16 protein-coding genes are annotated in these 18,068 nt (G+C 71.3%); 10 read left to right on the top strand and 6 right to left on the bottom strand.

Going from position 1 to position 18,068, the window contains the following annotated elements:
* Positions 1-105 precede the first annotated feature (105 nt).
* The 4 genes from AB0F52_RS14460 to AB0F52_RS14445 all read right to left on the bottom strand — a co-directional run bounded on the left by AB0F52_RS14460 (position 106) and on the right by AB0F52_RS14445 (position 5,143).
* Complete coding sequence (locus AB0F52_RS14460; RefSeq protein WP_360169718.1) at positions 106-726, bottom strand: hypothetical protein; 621 nt, start codon at positions 724-726, stop codon at positions 106-108.
* 201 nt (positions 727-927) lie between these two features.
* Positions 928-3,750 (bottom strand): type 2 lanthipeptide synthetase LanM family protein, encoded by a 2,823-nt coding sequence (locus AB0F52_RS14455; protein ID WP_360169715.1) that lies wholly within the window; start codon positions 3,748-3,750, stop codon positions 928-930.
* 82 nt (positions 3,751-3,832) lie between these two features.
* A complete protein-coding gene (locus tag AB0F52_RS14450) occupies positions 3,833-4,027 on the bottom strand; it encodes a DUF6229 family protein (RefSeq protein WP_230468333.1) in 195 nt (64 codons plus the stop codon).
* A 207-nt stretch (positions 4,028-4,234) separates the two neighbouring features.
* Positions 4,235-5,143, bottom strand: a complete 909-nt coding sequence (locus tag AB0F52_RS14445) for a LysR family transcriptional regulator (RefSeq protein WP_360169712.1) — start codon at positions 5,141-5,143, stop codon at positions 4,235-4,237.
* Between the two features lie 101 nt (positions 5,144-5,244).
* Here AB0F52_RS14445 and AB0F52_RS14440 point away from each other — a divergent pair, with 101 nt between their 5' ends.
* From AB0F52_RS14440 to AB0F52_RS14420, 5 genes are read left to right on the top strand one after another with little or no spacing between them, the layout of a single operon-like run.
* Positions 5,245-6,351 carry an FAD-dependent monooxygenase gene (locus AB0F52_RS14440; protein ID WP_360169709.1) on the top strand — a complete coding sequence of 369 codons (1,107 nt, stop codon included), beginning with the start codon at positions 5,245-5,247 and terminating at the stop codon, positions 6,349-6,351.
* Positions 6,348-8,120, top strand: a complete 1,773-nt coding sequence (locus AB0F52_RS14435) for a CocE/NonD family hydrolase (protein ID WP_360169706.1) — start codon at positions 6,348-6,350, stop codon at positions 8,118-8,120. The genes AB0F52_RS14440 and AB0F52_RS14435 overlap by 4 nt, the downstream gene beginning before the upstream one ends.
* Positions 8,117-8,602, top strand: coding sequence for a nuclear transport factor 2 family protein (locus AB0F52_RS14430; protein WP_360169703.1), 486 nt, complete (start codon positions 8,117-8,119; stop codon positions 8,600-8,602). The genes AB0F52_RS14435 and AB0F52_RS14430 overlap by 4 nt, the downstream gene beginning before the upstream one ends.
* A gap of 12 nt (positions 8,603-8,614) precedes the next feature.
* Positions 8,615-8,929, top strand: a complete 315-nt coding sequence (locus AB0F52_RS14425) for an NIPSNAP family protein (RefSeq protein WP_360169700.1) — start codon at positions 8,615-8,617, stop codon at positions 8,927-8,929.
* A gap of 23 nt (positions 8,930-8,952) precedes the next feature.
* Positions 8,953-9,858, top strand: coding sequence for an acetamidase/formamidase family protein (locus AB0F52_RS14420; RefSeq protein WP_360169697.1), 906 nt, complete (start codon positions 8,953-8,955; stop codon positions 9,856-9,858).
* A 52-nt stretch (positions 9,859-9,910) separates the two neighbouring features.
* Here AB0F52_RS14420 and AB0F52_RS14415 read toward each other — a convergent pair whose 3' ends face one another.
* Both AB0F52_RS14415 and AB0F52_RS14410 read right to left on the bottom strand, forming a co-directional pair.
* The gene (locus tag AB0F52_RS14415; protein WP_360169694.1) at positions 9,911-10,348 is read right to left on the bottom strand and encodes a hypothetical protein; all 438 of its coding nucleotides are present in this window, start codon (positions 10,346-10,348) and stop codon (positions 9,911-9,913) included.
* A gap of 111 nt (positions 10,349-10,459) precedes the next feature.
* On the bottom strand, positions 10,460-13,369 hold the full coding sequence (locus AB0F52_RS14410; protein ID WP_360169691.1) for a BTAD domain-containing putative transcriptional regulator: 2,910 nt from the start codon (positions 13,367-13,369) through the stop codon (positions 10,460-10,462).
* A 126-nt stretch (positions 13,370-13,495) separates the two neighbouring features.
* On the opposite strand from AB0F52_RS14410, the gene AB0F52_RS14405 reads away from it, so the two are divergent.
* The 5 genes from AB0F52_RS14405 (at position 13,496) to AB0F52_RS14385 (ending at position 18,033) form a co-directional block, all read left to right on the top strand.
* A complete protein-coding gene (locus tag AB0F52_RS14405; RefSeq protein WP_360169688.1) occupies positions 13,496-13,948 on the top strand; it encodes a peptidase inhibitor family I36 protein in 453 nt (150 codons plus the stop codon).
* Positions 13,949-14,113: 165 nt separating this feature from the next.
* Positions 14,114-14,470, top strand: coding sequence for a hypothetical protein (locus AB0F52_RS14400; RefSeq protein ID WP_360169685.1), 357 nt, complete (start codon positions 14,114-14,116; stop codon positions 14,468-14,470).
* 787 nt (positions 14,471-15,257) lie between these two features.
* On the top strand, positions 15,258-16,286 hold the full coding sequence (locus tag AB0F52_RS14395; protein ID WP_360169682.1) for a sugar ABC transporter substrate-binding protein: 1,029 nt from the start codon (positions 15,258-15,260) through the stop codon (positions 16,284-16,286).
* A gap of 8 nt (positions 16,287-16,294) precedes the next feature.
* Positions 16,295-17,269, top strand: a complete 975-nt coding sequence (locus AB0F52_RS14390; protein WP_360169679.1) for an ABC transporter permease — start codon at positions 16,295-16,297, stop codon at positions 17,267-17,269.
* Positions 17,266-18,033, top strand: coding sequence for an ATP-binding cassette domain-containing protein (locus tag AB0F52_RS14385; protein WP_360169676.1), 768 nt, complete (start codon positions 17,266-17,268; stop codon positions 18,031-18,033). Before AB0F52_RS14390 ends, AB0F52_RS14385 begins: the two co-directional genes overlap by 4 nt.
* Positions 18,034-18,068: the final 35 nt, after the last annotated feature.

The following is an 18,068-nucleotide window of genomic DNA, read 5'->3' as shown; positions in this document are numbered from 1 at the left end:
CGACGGTGACCGTCGGGTTGAAGTGCCCACCCGGCACCGAACCGAAGGCGTAGATCCCCGGTGCCCTGGGCGCTGTGGGCCGTTGACGGCTCCAGGGCACCGGAGTCAACGGCAGACACCGGTGCCCGTGGCATCGATCCAGACCGTGATGTCGTTCTCCCCGCTGCCGTTCGGGTCGGTTTCCACCACTCGCAATGAATGCGCGCCGACCGTCAGATCGCCGGGTGCCATGATCGCGCCCTGCTGGAAAATGTACGCCTCTTCCACCCTGAAGAAGCCCGGGTCCAGGAACCGCTTGATCGACGTGCGCTCGGTGGCCAGCGGCGAGCCGTCGAGAAAGAACTCCAGCCGCACGGAGTTCAATTCCGCCTTGGCGTTCTGCATGGTGAACGACTTGTCTCCACCGCTGTGTTCCGCCACCAGGATGACGTGCCAGTCGTCCTGGCAGAAGTGCCGGCCGTCGACCGACTGCAGCACGCGAATGCCCACCCGCCCGTCGATGTCGGCCGGAGAGCCACCGTGGACCGGGCCGTGGTTCCGGATGGCTGCTCCGCCGGTGCCGCTCGCGTGCAGGACGGCTTCCGCGTCGCCACGGCCGGCGTGGCCAGGAGCCGCCTGAGCCGGTGCGGAATTGATCGCCACGCCGATGCCCAGCAACCCGGCGACGACGAATACCTTGAAGACAACACCGATAGGACGATTCGTGTGACAAAAGAACGGCTTCATCAGACCTCCTCGGAACGTGGGTGTCATCGAAGTCGCCATTGCCGGCCGCCGGGTTACAGGTAAATGGCCGCGAAACCGGAGCCGGATCGCCGAAGGGTGAGCTCCCGGCGATCCGGCTGCCCCGTTCCGGGTCATGACGTCGCCGCGAGCCCCTGCCGGTTCCGGGCATCCGGCGGTCACCCCCTCGGGTGAGAGCCAGTCCTAGTCCAGCAGGAGCGGGGACGGCAGGCGCTGCTCGGGATGCATGCGGAGCAGCCCGTGCACCACCCCGGCCAACCCGGACATCAGGCTGGGTGAGAACGCCTCACGGGCCAGGCCACCGACCGGGCCGCGCTGCTCCAGGCCGGTCAGGAGCTCCGCGTCGATCTCGTCGCGGTGCGGGCCGTCCCAGGACGGCTCGGCCTGCCTTATCGCGTCGAGCATCTCCCACATGCCCATGTCTCCGTGGCACAGCGTGTGGCTCCAGCCGAAGCCTTCGGCGGCGCTCGCGCGGGCGGCGCGGCCCGCCATCTCCAGCCACCGCCCCTCGCCGGTGCGGTGGTGCAGGTCGAGCGCCGCCAGCCCGATGCCGGCGCTGCCGTGGCACCAGCTGGTGAAGAAGTCCTCTTCACTGCCGATGCGCGCGTCGAACCAGTTGCCCTGCTCCGGGCGGTACAGCCATTCCTGGTAGGCGAACGCCCGCTCCGCCAGCTCCCGCCAGGTGGCCCGTTCCGCCGCCGTCCCGGCGTCGCTGAGCGCGAGGCGCATCAGGGTCCAGCCGATGCCGGTTGCGCCGTGGGCGAAGCCGCCGATGCCCTCGGGGTTGAGCCGGGTGGGCCAGCGTGCCCCGTAGTCCTCGTGCACGGCCAGTCCCACCAGGCGGTTCCCGACCGACGCGGCCACCGGCAGCCACTCCGGCCGGCCGGTTGCGGCGAGGCCGAGCAGCGGCACCGCGGCGCCCGCGACGCCGTTGAGCAGGTCGACCTCGCGGTCCTCGGCGATCATGCGGCCGTCGGTGAACAGCCCGGCCCGCTCGGCCGCCCGCTCCGGCAGCCAGTCCCAGCCCAGCGCGCGGTGCAGCGCGAGCCACGTCCACACCTGCGACGCCGCACCGCTGAACGCCCCGGCCGACGGCGTCTCGGTCAGCTCCTCGACGCTCATCAGCACCCTCAGCGCCCCGTCGAAGCACTCCTGCACCCCGGCGACCTCGTCGGCGCGGCCGGCGCGCACCTCGGCCAGGTATTCGGCCAGCGTGAGCACCACCCCGCCCTGGCCGGTGTACAGGTCGGCGGGCAGGACGCGGATCGACCAGCCCGCCGGGGTGAACACCGGGCTGATCCAGGTGACCGTGCCGTCCGCGCCGCGCACCCCGCCGTCGCACAGCTGCCGGACCAGCCGCGCGGCCAAGGCCCGCCGCCGGCGGTCCCGGTCCCGGCCGTGCGGCTCGTGCGCCGGGTACTGGCGGCGCGACGGCAGGGTGCGTTCGTTGAGGTAGGCGCCGACGAGGGCGTCCTGGATGATCGACTCCTCGAACGGCAGGTCCGCCCCGCGCCAGTCGGCCACCGACGCCGCGATCGCCGCGTCGTCGACGGTGAAGCTGAACAACGGGACGTCCCCGGCCAGCAGGTCGGCGATCTCCGCGTCGATGGTCGGCCGGTCCTGGGGCGCGCCGTGCAGGACCTGCGCGTTGCGGAGCAGGATGTCCCGCCCGCGTTCGATCGCGGCCGCTTCGTCGTGCAGGGACGCCGGGTGCCACAGCATCCGGCCGATGTCGACGTAGGCCTGCGTCGGCCGCAGGATCCGGCGGGCTTCGACGCCGTCGAAGTGCCGGAGCAGGCGGTGCACGTCTCCGGCGGGAGACGTGTCGAGGCGGTGCAGGTGCGCGGTCATCTCCCGGAAGCCTTCGAGCACGCGGTCCCAGTGGGCGTGCAGCACCGGCTTCGGGCTGGGGCGGTTGCCCGCGGCCGGCACGTCGACGAGGTCGACCTGAAGGCGCGCGGCGGCCGTGCCCGCGCCGGCGATCACCGGCGCCGGGATGCGGGGCTGCTGCCCGGGCAGCGCGCCGATCCCGGAGATGTCCACCCCGCCCAGCGCGTATCCCGTGCCGCGCACCGGGAGCAGGCCGGTGCGCAGGACCGTCCGGCGGATCGACGCGGTCGCGACGTCCACGGCGTCGCCCTGCCCGCTGGCCGGGAACTCCGCGGGTGCGTCGAACAACGTCTCGGCGTCGACGACGACCGGCACCGGACCCGCCGCGATCATGTTCTCCGCGTGCATGTCGGTGCCGCCGCACAGCCGCAGGACGGCCAGCCAGTGGCCGATGTTGCGGTAGAAGACGCCCAGCTCCCGCTCGTCGGCGCAGTACCGCGGCTCGACGTAGTCGGCCCACCCGTAGCCGTCGCGCGGCAGCACCCGCGGCACCCGGATCCGCTCGGCACAGTTCCCCGGCGCGCCGGGGAACTGTGCGTAGACGTCCTCGATCAGCGCCGCGAGCGCCACGTCGATCGCCGAGTTCCGCGGCTTGTACATGATCGTCCCGGCCCCGACGTCGACCCGGCTGACGGTCAGGCCGCCCCGGTGCGTGTCACCCCGCCCGAACACGACCGCCTTCAGCGGTCCGCGCAGCGGCTCGTCGAAGGCCGGGCGGTCGGCCACCAGCCGGGCGGCGAAGCCGGCGACGGCGGCCACGGACGCCCGCGCCACCCGCTCGACTCGTCGCGGCAGGACCGGGTAGCGCCCTTCGATGCTCGTCAGGTAGCCCTCGCGCGTCGCTTCTTCGACGTAGTCCGCCCAGATTTCGCCGTCTCCGGCCGCGCCGGCGGCCAGCCGCCGCGCGTGCAGCTCGATGAGGAACACCCGGGACAGCTTCGCGTGCAAGGACTGGACCAGCGCCTCGCTCCCGGCCGCCAGGACCAGGTCACGCTCGTCCGGAGCCAGGCCGGGAATCGCGTCGAGCTCGCCCGCCAGCGTGGTCCGCCACGGCCGGGCGAGCCGTTCCACCGGGCCGCCGAACGGGAGGGTTTCGTTGTCCACTGCATCGAGCACGCCGGCCTCCGCCTGATCCGCTCCGAGTGCGCCCGCGCACTCCCGCGAGGGAATGGCGGGCGCGTACCGATAATCGATCTCGTCAGCAGCACCAGCTGCCGTGGGAGCCGGTCGGGCTGGAACAGAACGCGTACAGCATGTCGGTCGGGTCGACCAGCGCGGCCTCGGCGGCGTTCCCGCCGACGTAGAGCGGGCCGGCGGGGTTCGCCAGGCCGTGTACCGATTCCGAACCCGACAGCCAGCCTTCCAGCACGGCCGTGGAATCCACAGTTTGCATGGCATCCTCCAGTTCGACGAAGCACCTGAACACTTCGAGCGCAGTGTATGCATTTACGCATCGGCGCTTCGACGGCCGTTCGGACGCAATTCCAACGGCTCACAGAAATTCGTCAAGATCGTTTTATGTCCGATTTCCGAAAAATCGGCTCGCCGAAATGGCGGTACCATTCATCGGTACCACTCCTTCGTCGTTCCTCGAAAACGATCACGGCAGGCCCGCGGCTTGGGCCATGATCCGGCGGGTGCGCTCCCGCAGCAGTGCGTGTGTCCGGTCGTGGTGGTTGCGGGGGTGCCAGGCCATGCCGAGCACCACCTCCGGCAACACCACGGGAATCGGGAACGTCCGCAGCCCCAGCGTCTCCAGCATCGAGCGGCCCAGCCGGGCGGGCGTGACGCAGACGACGTCGGTTCCCCGGGCCAGGTGCAGCGCGCCCGCGAAGCTCGGCAGCACGGCGATCACCCGGCGGCTCAGGCCCAGCTCGGCCAGCCGCTCGTCGATCGGGCCGTGGGCCCGGCCCCGGCGCGAGACGACGATGTGGTCCGCCGCGGCGAACCTCTCGGGGGTGACGGACTTCGCGTTCGCCAGCGGGTGCTCCGGCCGGATCGCGCCGACCAGCGTTTCGGTGACGAGCGTTTCCGAGTGGATCTCGGGGTCGCCCGGGCGGAGCGTCCCGATCTCCAGGTCCACGAGTCCTTCGCGCAGCGCCGGGGTGTCCTCGAGGTTTTCCGGCCGCAGCCGCAGGGAGATCCCCGGCGCCTGGCTCCGCAGGTCGTCGATGAGGGCCGGGATGAACGTCGTGGACAGCACGTCGGCGACCTGCAGGTCGAACATGCGCACCGCGGCCCGCGGGTCGGCCGCGGTCGAGGGGGTGAACAGCGCGCGGGCCCGGGTCGCGACCGCGTGCACCTCACTGCGCAGCTCCAGCGCCCGGGGGGTCGGCACGAGATCGCGGCCGGCCCGGACGAGCAGCGGATCGTCGAACGCGCGCCGCAGCCGGGCGAGGGTGCGGCTCATCGCCGGCGCCGAGGTGTGCAGGCGCGCCGCCGCTTTCGTCACGCTGCTCTCGGTGAGCAGGGCGTCCAGCGCCTCGATGAGGTTCAGGTCGTGGTCCATCCCGCCGATTATCGCAGGTGGAATTACTCCGTACCAAGGTTGCACTGGAGTTAACCGGGTGCCGTCCCTAGCGTCATGGCGAACGACGAAGGAGGACCGCGATGCGAGCTGTGGTGATCGGTGGCGGGGTCGTGGGCCTGACGACCGGAATCGCGTTGCGCCGCAAGGGAATCGACGTGGTGGTCCACGAACGCGCGCCGGAGCTCCGCGCGGCCGGGGCCGGACTGGGGTTGTGGGCCAACGCGCTGGCCGTGTTCGACGCCCTCGGCGTCGGCGAGCGGGTGCGCGCGATCGGCAAGCCCAGCGAGATGTCCTTCCACGACCCGGCCGGGCGGCTGCTGGAGACCCCGGAATTCGGGGTCGAGGATCACCGGTTCCTGCTGGTGCACCGGGCGAAGCTCAACGATCTGCTCGCCGGCGCCGTCGGCCGGGACAACATCCGCCTCGCCACCGGGTTCGCCGCGTACGAAGAGCACGCGGACCACGTCACGGTCCGGTTGACCGATGGCAGCGAGGAGGCCGCCGACGTACTCGTCGGGGCGGACGGCGCGTACTCGGCGGTCCGCGCGCAGCTGGTGCCGGGGACGTCGGCGCAGGAACACCCCGGGCACCACGCCTGGCGCGCGGTGCTCCCGGATCCGGGCCTCGCACTGACCGAGAACCGGCTGATCCTGGGCGGCCACCGCTGCCGCGGCGGGTACCTGCGCACCCACGACGGCGGCGTGTACTGGCTGGTGAACCAGTTCGACGCACCGGAACCGACCGGCACCCTCCAGGAGCAGGCCCTGGCCCGGGCCGCGCACCTGGACGAGAGTGAGCACGGCGGCGTCCTCGCCGAGCTCATCCGCGCCACGCCCGAGGACCGGATCCTGCACAACCGGATCATGCTCGTGCCGCCGTTGCCGCACTGGGCGTCCGGACGCGTCGTGCTCGCCGGGGACGCGGCCCACGCGATGTCGCCGCACGTCACGGCCGGCGCGACGCTGGGCATCGAGGACGCCGCGCTGCTCGGCCGCCTGCTTTCCCCCACCGGCGACGTGATCGCCGCGCTGGCCGCCTACGAGGCGGACCGGATCCCGCGGTACGCCCGGGTCGCGGAGCTGTCGGCGGCGGTGGAGCACGCCGCCACGCCGCAGGGGTTCGCGCGGCACTACGCCGCGTTCAGCCACTGGATGATCACCCCGGCCGGGAACCCGGTGACCGCATGAGCTTCACCGTGGAGGTGGACGTGCCGGTGCCGATGCGTGACGGCGCCGCGCTCGCCACCAACGTGTGGCTCCCGGACGGGCCCGGCCCGTTCCCGGCGTTGCTGGTCCGCACGCCCTACGGCAAGGACGACGCCGGGCTGTACGGCAATCCGAAGCTCCCCGACGTGTTCGCCCTCGTCGAAGCCGGTTACGCCGTGGTGGCGCAGGACGTCCGGGGCACCTCCCGCTCCCCCGGCACGTTCGTGCCGCACACCCACGAAGGCCCGGACACCGTCGACACCCTCGGCTGGCTGGCCGCGCAGCCGTGGTGCGACGGCGCGGTCGGCATGTGGGGCGGGTCCTACCTGGGTTTCAGCCAGTGGCAGGCCGCGGTGCACGACGTCCCGGCACTGCGGGCGATCGCGCCGGTGATGACCTCGGCCGACCCGTACGCGGCACCGTGGCGCTCCCCCGGCGGCGCGTTGTCCCAGGACGCCGTCCTGACCTGGGGCACCCTCTCGGCCCTCCGCAACCTGCGGCGCGGACTCGGCGACGGCCGCGGTGACCCCGCCGACGCCGCAGCGCTGCTGGCCGGCCTGTCCGAACCGCGATCGCTGCACGAACCGCTGCCGATCGCCGGCCGCGCCGCGGTGACCCGCTCCCTGCCCTGGCTCGGCCAGGTGCTCGACCACCCGGAACGCGATGCCTTCTGGCGGGAGATCGCCGCCATCGACCACGGCGAACGGATCACCGTGCCGGCCCTCCACATCGGCGGGTGGTACGACGTGTTCATCGGCGAAACCGTCCGGTCGTACACGATGCTGCGCCACCGCGGCGGCAGCGCCGCCGCCCGCGACGGCCAGCGGCTGGTCATCGGCCCCTGGTCCCACCCCGACGGGACCGACCTCGGCACCTACCCCGACCGGTCGTTCGGGCTCGCCGGCAGCATCAAGACCGCCGGCATCACCGAAGCGCACCTGCGGTTCTTCGACCGCTGGGTCCGCGGCCGGCCCGGCCTCCCCGACGACACCCACCGGGTCCGGCTCTTCGTGATGGGCGCCGACGAGTGGCGCGACGAGCCGGACTGGCCCTTGCCGGACACCCGGTACACCGGCTTCTTCCTCGACGGCGGCGGCCGGGCCGGCACCGCGGCCGGCGACGGCGTCCTGACCCTCGACGCCCCGGCCGAGGACGCGACCGACACCTTCCGCTACGACCCGCGCGACCCGGTCCCCAGCCTGGGCGGCACCGTGCTCGCCGCCGCGCCGGGCACCTACCCCGGACCGGCCGACCAGGCCGCGATCGAAACGCGCGCGGACGTCCTGTGCTTCACCACCCCGGTTCTCCAGCGGCCCGTCGAAGTCACCGGCCACATCACCCTCGTGCTGCACATCCGCTCGTCCACACCGGACACCGACTTCACCGGCAAGCTCGTCGACGTCCACCCCGACGGCCGGGCGATCCTGCTCTGCGAAGGCCTCCAGCGCGTCCGCTACCGCGAGTCGCTCACCGAACCCGCGCTCCTGGCGCCGGGCACGGTCGCCGAACTCACCCTCGACCTGGGCGTCACCGCGAACGTCTTCCGGCCAGGCCACCGCATCCGGCTCGAAGTCTCCAGCAGCAACTTCCCCCGCTACGACCGCAACACCAACACCGGCGCGACGATCGCCACCGACGACGCGGACGCCGTGGTGGTCGCCGTCAACCACGTCCTCCACGGACCCGCACACCCCAGCCGGCTGATCCTGCCGGTGATCGAACGCCCCACGTCCGAGGAGGACCGAGCATGAACGCGTTGCCGGAACCGGCCGACCGGGCGGCCATCGCCGACGTCGTCGCCGGCCTGGCCCACGCCCAGGACGACCAGGACTGGATCACCCTGCGGCGGCTGTTCGCCGGGCAGGTGACGCTGGACCTGTCGACCCATTACCACGGCAGGCCGCCGACCACCGTGACCGCCGCCGACCTGGTCGAGCTGGCCCGCACGACCCTGGCCGGGTTCGACTGCACCCACCACGCCGCCACCGACCTCCTCGTGCGGCAGACCGGCGACGAGGCCACCTGCCGCGCGCACGTGGTCGCCTACCACCACGTTCCCGCCGATCCCGGCGTCGTCGACCACTGCACGATGCGCGGCCGCTGGGACCTCAAGCTGCGCAAGCTCGACGGGCAGTGGCTCATCGAGCACTGGACCGTGGTGCGCACCGCGCCGTGGGAAGGCTCCCCGGACGCCTACGCCCTCGCCGCCGCCCGCCTCGCACCCCGAACCTGAGGAGCACCGCCGATGTTCTACGAGATCCGCACCGAGCACGCCCGGCCGGGCCGCGGCGCCGAACTGGCCCGCTACCTGGACGAGACCGTCATCCCGCTGCACCAGGAACGCGGGATGCGGGTGGTGGGCTCGTTCACCGTGGCCGGCGACGAAGACGCCGTCGTCTGGATCAGGCGCTTCGAAGACGACGCCGACCGCGAACGTATCCTGGACGACGTCCACCAAGATCCCCGGTGCGCGCCCCTGGCCGCCACCGTTTCGGCACTGACGAGCGACCCGGCGGCCACGATCCGGCTGGTGCCGACCGCCGGGTCGGCGCTGCGCTGAACCCGACGCCGGAAAGGAAACCCGTGGCCGAGCACCGGCTTCCCGCGACCCGCGAGTCCACAGTGGACGTCTTCGACCGGGCCACTCCGCCCGTGCTCACCGTCGACCCGGGTGACTCCGTCGTGGTCGGCTCGCTCGACGCCGCCGGCTACCTGGACCGGCGGGTGCCGGGCCCCACGATGTTCCCGGACCGGCGCGGCCACTGCCTGACCGGGCCGATCGCGGTGCGCGGCGCCGAGCCCGGCATGGTCCTGGGCGTGCACTTCACGTCGATCACGCCCGGCGACTGGGGCTGGACCGCCGCGGGCACGAAGGACAACGCGCTCAACCGCCGGCTCGGGGTGGCCGGCGGCCCCGGCGCCTGGCTGACGTGGGACATCGGGCCCGAGACCGCCACCAGCGACCTCGGCCACACCGTCGCCGTCACGCCCTTCCTCGGCGTCATCGGCGTTCCGCCCGCCGAACCGGGACCGCACCCGACCATCCCGCCCCGGCCGGACGGCGGCGGCAACCTCGACTGCCCGGACCTCGTCGCCGGGTCGACGCTCTTCCTGCCGCTGACCGTCCCGGGCGCCCTGCTGCACCTGGGCGACGGCCACGCGGCGCAAGGCCACGGCGAAGTCGGCGGAACGGCGATCGAGTGCCCGATGACCACCGAGGTGACCCTCACCCTCGCGACCGGCGCGGCGGTCCCGGGCATCCACGCCGAAACCCCGGAAGGCCGGATCACCTTCGGCTTCGGCACCGACCTCAACGAGGCCATGGCCGACGCGCTGGCCACCATGGTGACCTGGCTGCAGCGGCTGCACGGCCTGGACCGGCCGACCGCCCTGGCGCTCGCCTCGCCGGTCGTCGACCTGCGGATCACCCAGGTCGCCAACGAGACGTGGGGCGTGCACGCCGTCCTCCCGCACGGCGCGATCCGCTGACGGTGGCCTCCGGGCGCCTGCGGCAGAGCCGTCGCAGCCTCGTGCAGACCTGTCAGCAGACGCTCTCGCCGCGGTAGCAGTAGACGCTCGTGAGGATGTCGTTGGGGTTTTCGGTGCTCATCCAGAGCCCCACGTTGTTGGCCCCGCCGGCGATGTCCGTGGTGAGGGCAAAGGGCGCAGCCGCGGTCGAGTTGCAGTGGGTGCTGGAGCTTCGGTAGTCCAGTTGAGTGTTGTCCGACTTCGCTATCGCGTACACCCGCCGGCACCCGACGGCGTTGAACGTTCCGGTGACAGCGACCGACCGGTTTTGCCAGATGACAGTGCCACTGTAGTAGCTTGCTCCGTACTTGATCGTGAAGGTGCTGGTGGGGTAAGCGGCGGCGGTGGCGGGCGCCGCCGCGAAGACCATCCCGGTAACCGACGCGGCTGCGGCCACGGCCGTCGCGACCTTCCTCGTGCCGCTCTTCGCCGTCGTTCCGTTCTTCACCATGGTTCTCTCCCTGTTACCGTCGCGGTCCGAAAGCGGAGCCATGACCGCACACGCGCGGGAGGCAGGATCGGTTTAGCCGATACGAATCTCGATCGCCATTCGCGAAGGTGTTCACCAGCCGGCGGGACGAAGATGGGGAAGCGATTTCGGGCACGTCAGGCCAAGCCGGACAGCCAGGTCCGCAGCGGCTTGCCGGTGTTTCCGGGCCTCTCCAGGACTACTCCCCGTGTAGGTACGGGCAAGTTCGTCATGCGCTTGAGCCTGTTCGCGGAGGTGCCCCCCTCGCACCGCGATGGCGAGGGCGAGCTCGTGCTGCCGGACAGCTTCGGTTCCGTCCCCGAGGGCGGCCAGGGTGCGGCCGAACTCGAGGCGAGCGCAAACCCGCAGCCGAGAACCGTCGTCGAGCAGGGCCATGGCCGTCCGCTGGGATTTCAGGGCGGTGCCGGCATCCCCCATCGCTCGGTGCGCTGCTCCGATGAGGGTCCATACTTCCGCTTCCCCGTCCCGATCCCCGATCCGCCGGCGAAGTTCGCAGGCCCGGCGGAGGTGGTCGAGGGCTTCGTCGGCGGCGCTCAGCTCGATGAGGCAGCGCGCCAGCGCCGTGAGCACGTGGTCATTCGGGCTGAGCTGACCCAGGTCGCCGCAGAGCGCGTAGGCCGACCGCAGGTGGGCCAGCGCCGTCTCGGGCGAGCCTTCCAGCCACTGGACGACGCCTCGGGTCCAGTGCGTGATGATCTTGGCGTCGATGCCGAGCGGGGACAACTCGGCCAGCTCGCCGAGCTCGTCGAAAGCCGCCTGCGCGTCTTGCGCGGCTTGGGCGTGCGCACCGCGGTGCAGGTGCATCAACGCGAGCAAGGCGAGGGTGTGTGCGTGCGATTCGCTCTTCTCCCGCTGCATGGCCGACGTGGTCAGCAGGTCGTGGGCGCGGGCGGTGTGGCCGGCGGACCAGTGGGCCAGCGCCAGCAGGGTGCGCAGCAGGTCCTCACCGCCCTCGGCCGTCTCGCGCGCGGCCGCGAGACCGTGCTCGAGCAGTTCGATCGAGTCACCGGCGAGGTCGCGGCCCAGGACGTGCCAGAGGGAGATCGCCAGCTGCCACGCGTAGCCGCCCTGCCCTTCGGCCGCGGCGCAGCGGGTCGCCGCCAAGACGTTGGCGCGCTCGGCCAGCAGCCAGACCCGCGCGGCTCCCGCCCCTGAGCTGTTCTCCTCGATGCAGGCCGCCGCCTCCGTGATGGCCGTCAGGTAGTGGTCGAGCATCTTCTCGGTCATGCCCGGGTCGTCCGACATGCCGCGGGCGTACTGCCGCAGCAAGTCGTGCTGCCGGTACCGGCCGGGCGCCGGCTCCTCGGCCAGGTGGACGTCGACCAGCCGCTGCAGGGCTTCGTCGGCCGGTCCGGCCGGCAAGCCGATCATCGCCGCCAGCACGGCGGTGTCCGCGTCGGCGCCGGGGTGTCGGCCCAGTGCGGAGAACAGCTGCTGTTCGACCGGAGACAGCTGCTCGTGCGACATGCGGAACGCCAATGCCACCTCGCGGTCGGCGAACAGCTTCGGCAGCCGGCGGCGCGCCCGGGCCAGCTGCGCGGACAGGTGCGCGACCGGCCAGGTCGTGCGGTGCGCCAGCCTTGCCCCGGACAGCCGGAGCGCGAGCGGCAAGCCGGCGCACAGCCGGACGATCTGCGCCACCGCCTCGGGCTCGGCGCCCGCGCGGTCGGCGCCCACCAAGTGGGTGAAGAACGCCTCGGCCTCGGCCTCCCCCAAGACGGCCAGCGACAGCGGCCGCGCCCCGGCCAGTTCCAGCAGTCTCGCGCGGCTGGTCACGATCACCAGGCTGGGCCCGCTCGGCAGCAGCGGCGCCACCTGGGTCTCGTCGACAGCGTTGTCGAAGACGACCAGGAGCCGCAGCGCCGCGGTCTTCGCCCGCCACTGTGCCCGGGCGTCCCCGGCCGGGGTGACGCCGAGCTGTCCCAGGAGGACGTTCAGGATCTCTTCGACGGTCAGCGGTGTCTTCCCCGCACTGTGCCCCTGCAGATCGACGAAGGGCGCACCGTCCGGGAACCGGTCGGCCAGCAGGTGACCGGCGTGGACGGCGAACGCGGTCTTGCCGACGCCCGCCATCCCGTCCACCGTGTGGACGGTGGCCCGATCGGCAGCCGACACCGTCAACCTGGCGAGCTCGTCGTGTCGCCCCGCGAAGTACGGGAGGTCGCGAGGAAGGCAATTGCGGCGTGCCGCGGGTGGCGACGCGCTCGGCCGGATTTCCTGCACCGGGGTTGAGCCGAGCGCGGGGTCCGCGCCCAGGATCTGGGCGTGCACGCGTTGCAGACCTTGCCCGGGACTGGCGCCGAGCTCGTCGGCCAGCAGCCGCCGGATCTCGTCGAACACGGCGAGGGCGTCCCCTTGGCGTCCGCTGCGGTAGAGCGCAACCATCAGCAGCTCACGCACGCGTTCGCGGTACGGGTGCTCAGCCGCGAGCCGGGACAGCCCGGGGATCGCCACGGCGAGGTCCCCGCGCAGCAGGTCGAGCTCGGCGAGGTCCTCCAGCGCGCCGGAGCGGTAGTCGTCCAGCCAAGCCCGTTCGGTGGCTGCCGCGGGGGTGTCGATACCGGTGAATGCAGGGCCGCGCCACAGCGCCATCGCGCCGGCGAGGTGCTGCCTGGCCGCGGCCAGGTCACCAGTGCTCTTCTTCTCCCGCGCCCGGATGACCGCGGAGGTGAACTGGGCACTGTCGAGCTGGTCGGCGGTCACGCGCAGCAGGTACCCGGTGCCCACGGTCTGCAGCGAGCCGTCGTCCAGCACCAGCGACCGGCGCACGTCGCCGACGTACTTCTGGACGAGGTTCACCGCGCTCCTCGGCGGATTCCCGCCCCAGACGCCCTCGATGATCTCCTCGCGCTCCACCCGGCGATTCGCGTGCAGCAGCAGTATCCCGAGCACCCGGAGGCACTTGCCGGAACTCATCTCGACGGCGTCCGTCCCCCGCCAGCCGGCGACCGGCCCGAGCACACCGAACCGAACAACGGGCATGCAAGCGTCCCCTCCCTGGCTGGAGCGTACCTCCGACCAGCTACTTTCCGTAAGACTGCAGTGCGGCTGCAGCAAGCACTGCGAGGCTCCCGTCGTCAGAAAGCACGTTGACGAGAGGGAGACCAGATGGGAACCAGCACGAAGGTGCGCCGCTCCGGTGGCTCGAGGACAGCCAGGCTGGTGGCGGTCGTCGGCGCCGTGGTCGGGTTGGCGGTCCCCCTGGCCGGTACGGCCCACGCAACCGGGGCACGGGACGGCCACTGCGACGACGGGGAGTTCTGCCTGTTCTACTACCCGACGGGCGTATCCGGCGGGGCGGTGTCCGACTTCGCCGTTGCCGACATTCCCAATCTCGGTCCGACCCAGCCGACGTGCTACGAGTTCCGGGGAAGCGGAACCGGCAGCGGCCTCTGCGTCTGGCGGAACGCCAGGTCGGCGCAGAACCGCACGGGCCACAACGTCAGGGTATTCACCAACGTCGATTACAAAAACACCTCGGACCTGTTTACCGCCCACGGGTCGCAATCGGATCTGTACCAGGCAAAGTTTCTCGATGAGTCCGTCAAATTCGTGACGTGATACAGAGGCGCGAAGTCGCGCTCGAGCCTGTCAGCGAGCCCCATGCCGGGTGGGTACCAGATGCCCGGCATGGGGCTCGCTGGCCGAGCGAGGTGCCTCGGTAACGACTGACCGTTGTCCTCATCGCCACGACGTCGCTGTGAACCCGCGCCCGGCGCTGGGCCGGTGAAATGGCCGCGCCCGCCTTCGACTGGGGACCGGTCCCCGGTGACCTCCGCTAGAAACGGGCGCACCGGAAAGCCGACGGAACGGAGTGGAGCGGACGTGGAGACGCGAAGCGCGGCGGTGCAGACGGCGGCGGCCGTGGTCGTCCCGGCGATCAAGAGGGCCGCCGGCACTTGCTCCGGTGGCCTCACCGTCCGGCGCGAAGGAGCCGGGTGGCCGATCCGGTTCACGGCGACTGTCACCTGGCCTCGGGTTCGGCCGCGAGACACCGGCTCGGCCGCGCCCGCTTTCGACCTCGACGGCTCTCCTCGTCCCGCTGGTGCGGCCTACGACATCGGTGCCTGCGAGCGCTGCTGACGATGCCCGGAAGCGGGACTGGCCGCTACTGAGCTCAGAGCCGGCGACCCGCCGTTCCCCAGGCGGCGAGTTCGCTGGGCGCGGGGACGCCGCCGGCCCTCCGGCGGCGTCCCCCGACGCCTGGCCGCCGCGAGCGTGGCGGTCCCGCCGGTCGAATCGCAATGCGCGCACCCGGCACCTCCGAGCCGCAGCACGGTGAGCCATGAGGTCGCCGCGTACGAGGGGGCGAGTGGTCCTCGAAATCGCCGGCCGTGGCGCTCGTCAACGACTGGCGAGGGCGAAGGTCAGCAGCGCCGTCGCGGTGAAGTCGTCGGCGTAACCGTTGACGGAGATCGCCAGGTCGGCGTCGGCGATGGTCGGACCAGGTCCGCGGCGTACCCGACCGACCGCAGACTTCCGGCGATCTCCGGTTCGCCCTCGAGACCAGCACCCCCATTCCGAAAACCGGATTTCCACCCGCCCGGCCAACGCGGAATTCTTTCCGAAGCGGGCCGGGAAGCGCGTATTCCCCGCTGCCGGGTCAGTCGCCGAGGGGACTCGGTGATCGCGAGACCACCACCAGACAACATATGTCTGGCCACACTTGGTCAGGAAATTGTCAAGAAGTCCGCCAACAACCGGTTAAGACTGGTCGAGACATCATACGTCTGTTATGGTCCTCGAAGCTGAACCGTCAGAGACCCGTCGTAGCCGGAACACTGCCGCTGAGACGATTTTGGGGGTCACGTTGACTACTGAAACTTCACGAAGAAGAGCACTGAAGTACCTCAGCGCGGGGGGCGCGACAATGGCCGCGAGCACGCTGCTCGCGGCGTGCACCGGCGTCCAGCAGGCCCAGAACGGCGGCGGTTCGGGACCGTTCCCGAGCACGCCGGGGTGGCGGTTCGTTTTCGTCAACCACGTCACCACGAACTCGTTCTTCGTCCCGACCCGGTCCGGGCTCGCCGACGCCGCGGCGTTGCTCGGGGTGCCCGAGCCACAGTGGACCGGCTCGGAAAACGGCAACGTCGCCCAGATGGCCAGCGCCATGGACACCGCGATCACCGGCAAGGCCGACGGGATCGCGATCGCCCTGACCGACGACAACGCCTTCGTCGACCTCACCAAGCGCGCGCTGGGCCAAGGCATTCCGGTGATCGCCTACAACGCCGGCGCGGCGGGCAACTTCCCGCTCACCTACGTCGGCCAGGACCTGTACCTCTCCGGATTCCGGATGGGGCAACGCATCGCGCAGAAGATCACCTCCGGCGACATCCTGGTCGGCATCGCCCAGCCGGGCGGGAACAACGTCCAGCCGCGGCTCGACGGCATCACCGACGCACTGAAGCAGGCCGCGCCCGGCGTGCGCGTCCAGTCCGTGAACACCGGGGCCGAGCAGGCCGGCGAGCTGAACGCGATGACCGCCGCGTACACCGGCAACACCGGGGTGAAGGGCATCTACGCGGTCGACGCCGGCAGCACCGCCGCGTGCGCGAAGCTGATCGCCGACCGCAAGCTGTCCGGCAAGATCGGCAGCGGGGGGTTCGACCTGCTCGACGACACGGTCACCGGGGTGAAGAACGGCGCGCTCGACTTCACCATCGACCAGTCCCCCTACCTCCAGGGCTTCCTTTCCGTGCTGTACCTCTACTTGTTCCGGTTGTCCGGCACGCTGGTGGCCCCGCCGGTCACCGACACCGGCCTCACGTTCGTCACCAAGGAGAACGTCGGCCCCTACGCCTCGGCCGACAGCAGGTTCGAAGGCGGGACGAAGAAAGACGTCATCGCGATGCCGAAGGCGATCCCGTTGCCGCCGGCGACCACGTTGAGCCGGTAGGCGCGGCGATGTCGTTGAGGCCGATGCTGCTCGGCGCGATGCACGTCAAGGAACTGAGCATCCTGCTGGTCACGATCGCCGCGGGGATCTACTTCACGGTGACGAGCGACGCGTTCAACTCCCTCGACAACTACCGGACGATCGCCCAGTACGTCGCCCCGTGGGCGATCATTGCCGCCGGGCAGGTGATGCTCCTGATCTGCGGGGAGATCGACCTGTCCGCCGGCTTCGTGTTCACCCTCGCCCCGTTCACGCTCATGCAGCTGTTCGTCAACGGCTGGCCGCTGTGGCTCGCGCTGCTCGGCGCGGTCGTGGTGAGCACGGTGGTCGGGGTGGTGAACGGGCTGATCCGGACCCTGCTGGGCATCCCGTCGTTCATCACGACACTGGGCATGGCGTTCCTGTTGCAGGGCCTGGTGCTGATCATCTCGAACGCCCGTCCGGTCGCCGCGCCGAAGGACAGCTGGGTGGTCGACGTCTTCGGCGGGGCGCCCTGGACCGAGTTCCTGTGGGCCGCCGGGCTGGTCCTCGTCATGCAGGTGGTGCTGTCGGCGACCCGGTTCGGCATCCACACGCAAGCGACCGGCGGGAACCCGGTCGGGGCCGCGGAGTCCGGCATCGGGGTCAACCGGGTGAAGGTGGTCAACTTCGCGGTCACCAGCACCCTGGCCGGGATCGCCGGGATCCTGCAGGGCACCCGGGTCGGCTCGTACGACCCGACCAACGGCGGGTTCACCACGATGTTCTTCGCGGTGGCCTCGGCGGTGATCGGCGGGACCGCGCTGCTGGGCGGGTCCGGCACGGTGGTGGGCGCGTTCCTCGGCGCGCTGCTGCTCGGCATCGTGTTCGACGGCTTCAACCTCAACGGGGTCAGCGCGAACGCGTTCAACGTGGTGCTCGGTGCCGCCATCCTGCTCGCGATGGTGCTGAACGTGACGCTGATCGTGGTGCGCAAGCGGCTCGGCTCCCGGGAGCTGACATGACGGCGGAACCGGGCGCCGAGGTCATCCGGATCGAGGGCGTCAGCAAGAAGTTCGGCCCGGTCACCGCGCTCGCCGACGTCAACCTGCACGTGCGCCGCGGCGAGATCCTCGGCCTCATCGGGGACAACGGCGCCGGCAAGTCCACGTTGATCAAGATCCTCACCGGTTACCACCAGCCGGACGGCGGGCGCATCCTGTTCGAGGGCGAGCCGGCGACGCTGAAGTCCGTGGTGCACGCGAGGTCGCTGGGCATCGAGACGGTGTTCCAGGACCTCGCGATGGTCGACGACCTGCCGGTGTACCTGAACCTGCACCTGAACCGCGAACTGACCCACCGGCCGCTGCCCTTCCTGCGGCGCCGTGAGATGAAGCGCCGCGCCCGCGAAGCCCTGGACTCGATCGGGATCAACATCCCGTCGGTGACGGCCGAGGTGGGCATGCTCTCCGGCGGCCAGCGGCAGGCGATCGCGGTCGCCCGCTCGGTGTACTCGGAGGCGAAGCTGCTGCTGCTCGACGAGCCGCTCGCGGCGATGGGCGCCAAGGAGAGCGCGGTGATCCTCCGTCTGCTGCAGGGGCTGAAGCAGCGCGGCGACATCGCGATCATCCTCATCGCGCACAACTACGGGCAGGTGACCGAGGTCTGCGACCGGGTGAACCTGCTGCAGCACGGCGAGATCACCTTCGACCGGCGGTCCGCGGACACGTCGGTGGCCGAGCTCCTCGAGCTGGTGAACGCGGAATACCGGCTCAAGGGCGGCCAGTAGGAGCCCGGTCCTGGGCGGATCACACCGGCGGATGC

Source organism: Amycolatopsis sp. NPDC024027 (genome assembly GCF_040638975.1).
GTDB lineage: Bacteria > Actinomycetota > Actinomycetes > Mycobacteriales > Pseudonocardiaceae > Amycolatopsis.
The sequence above is the reverse complement of the archived record's forward strand: the minus strand, read 5'-3'. Positions and strand labels throughout refer to the sequence as shown.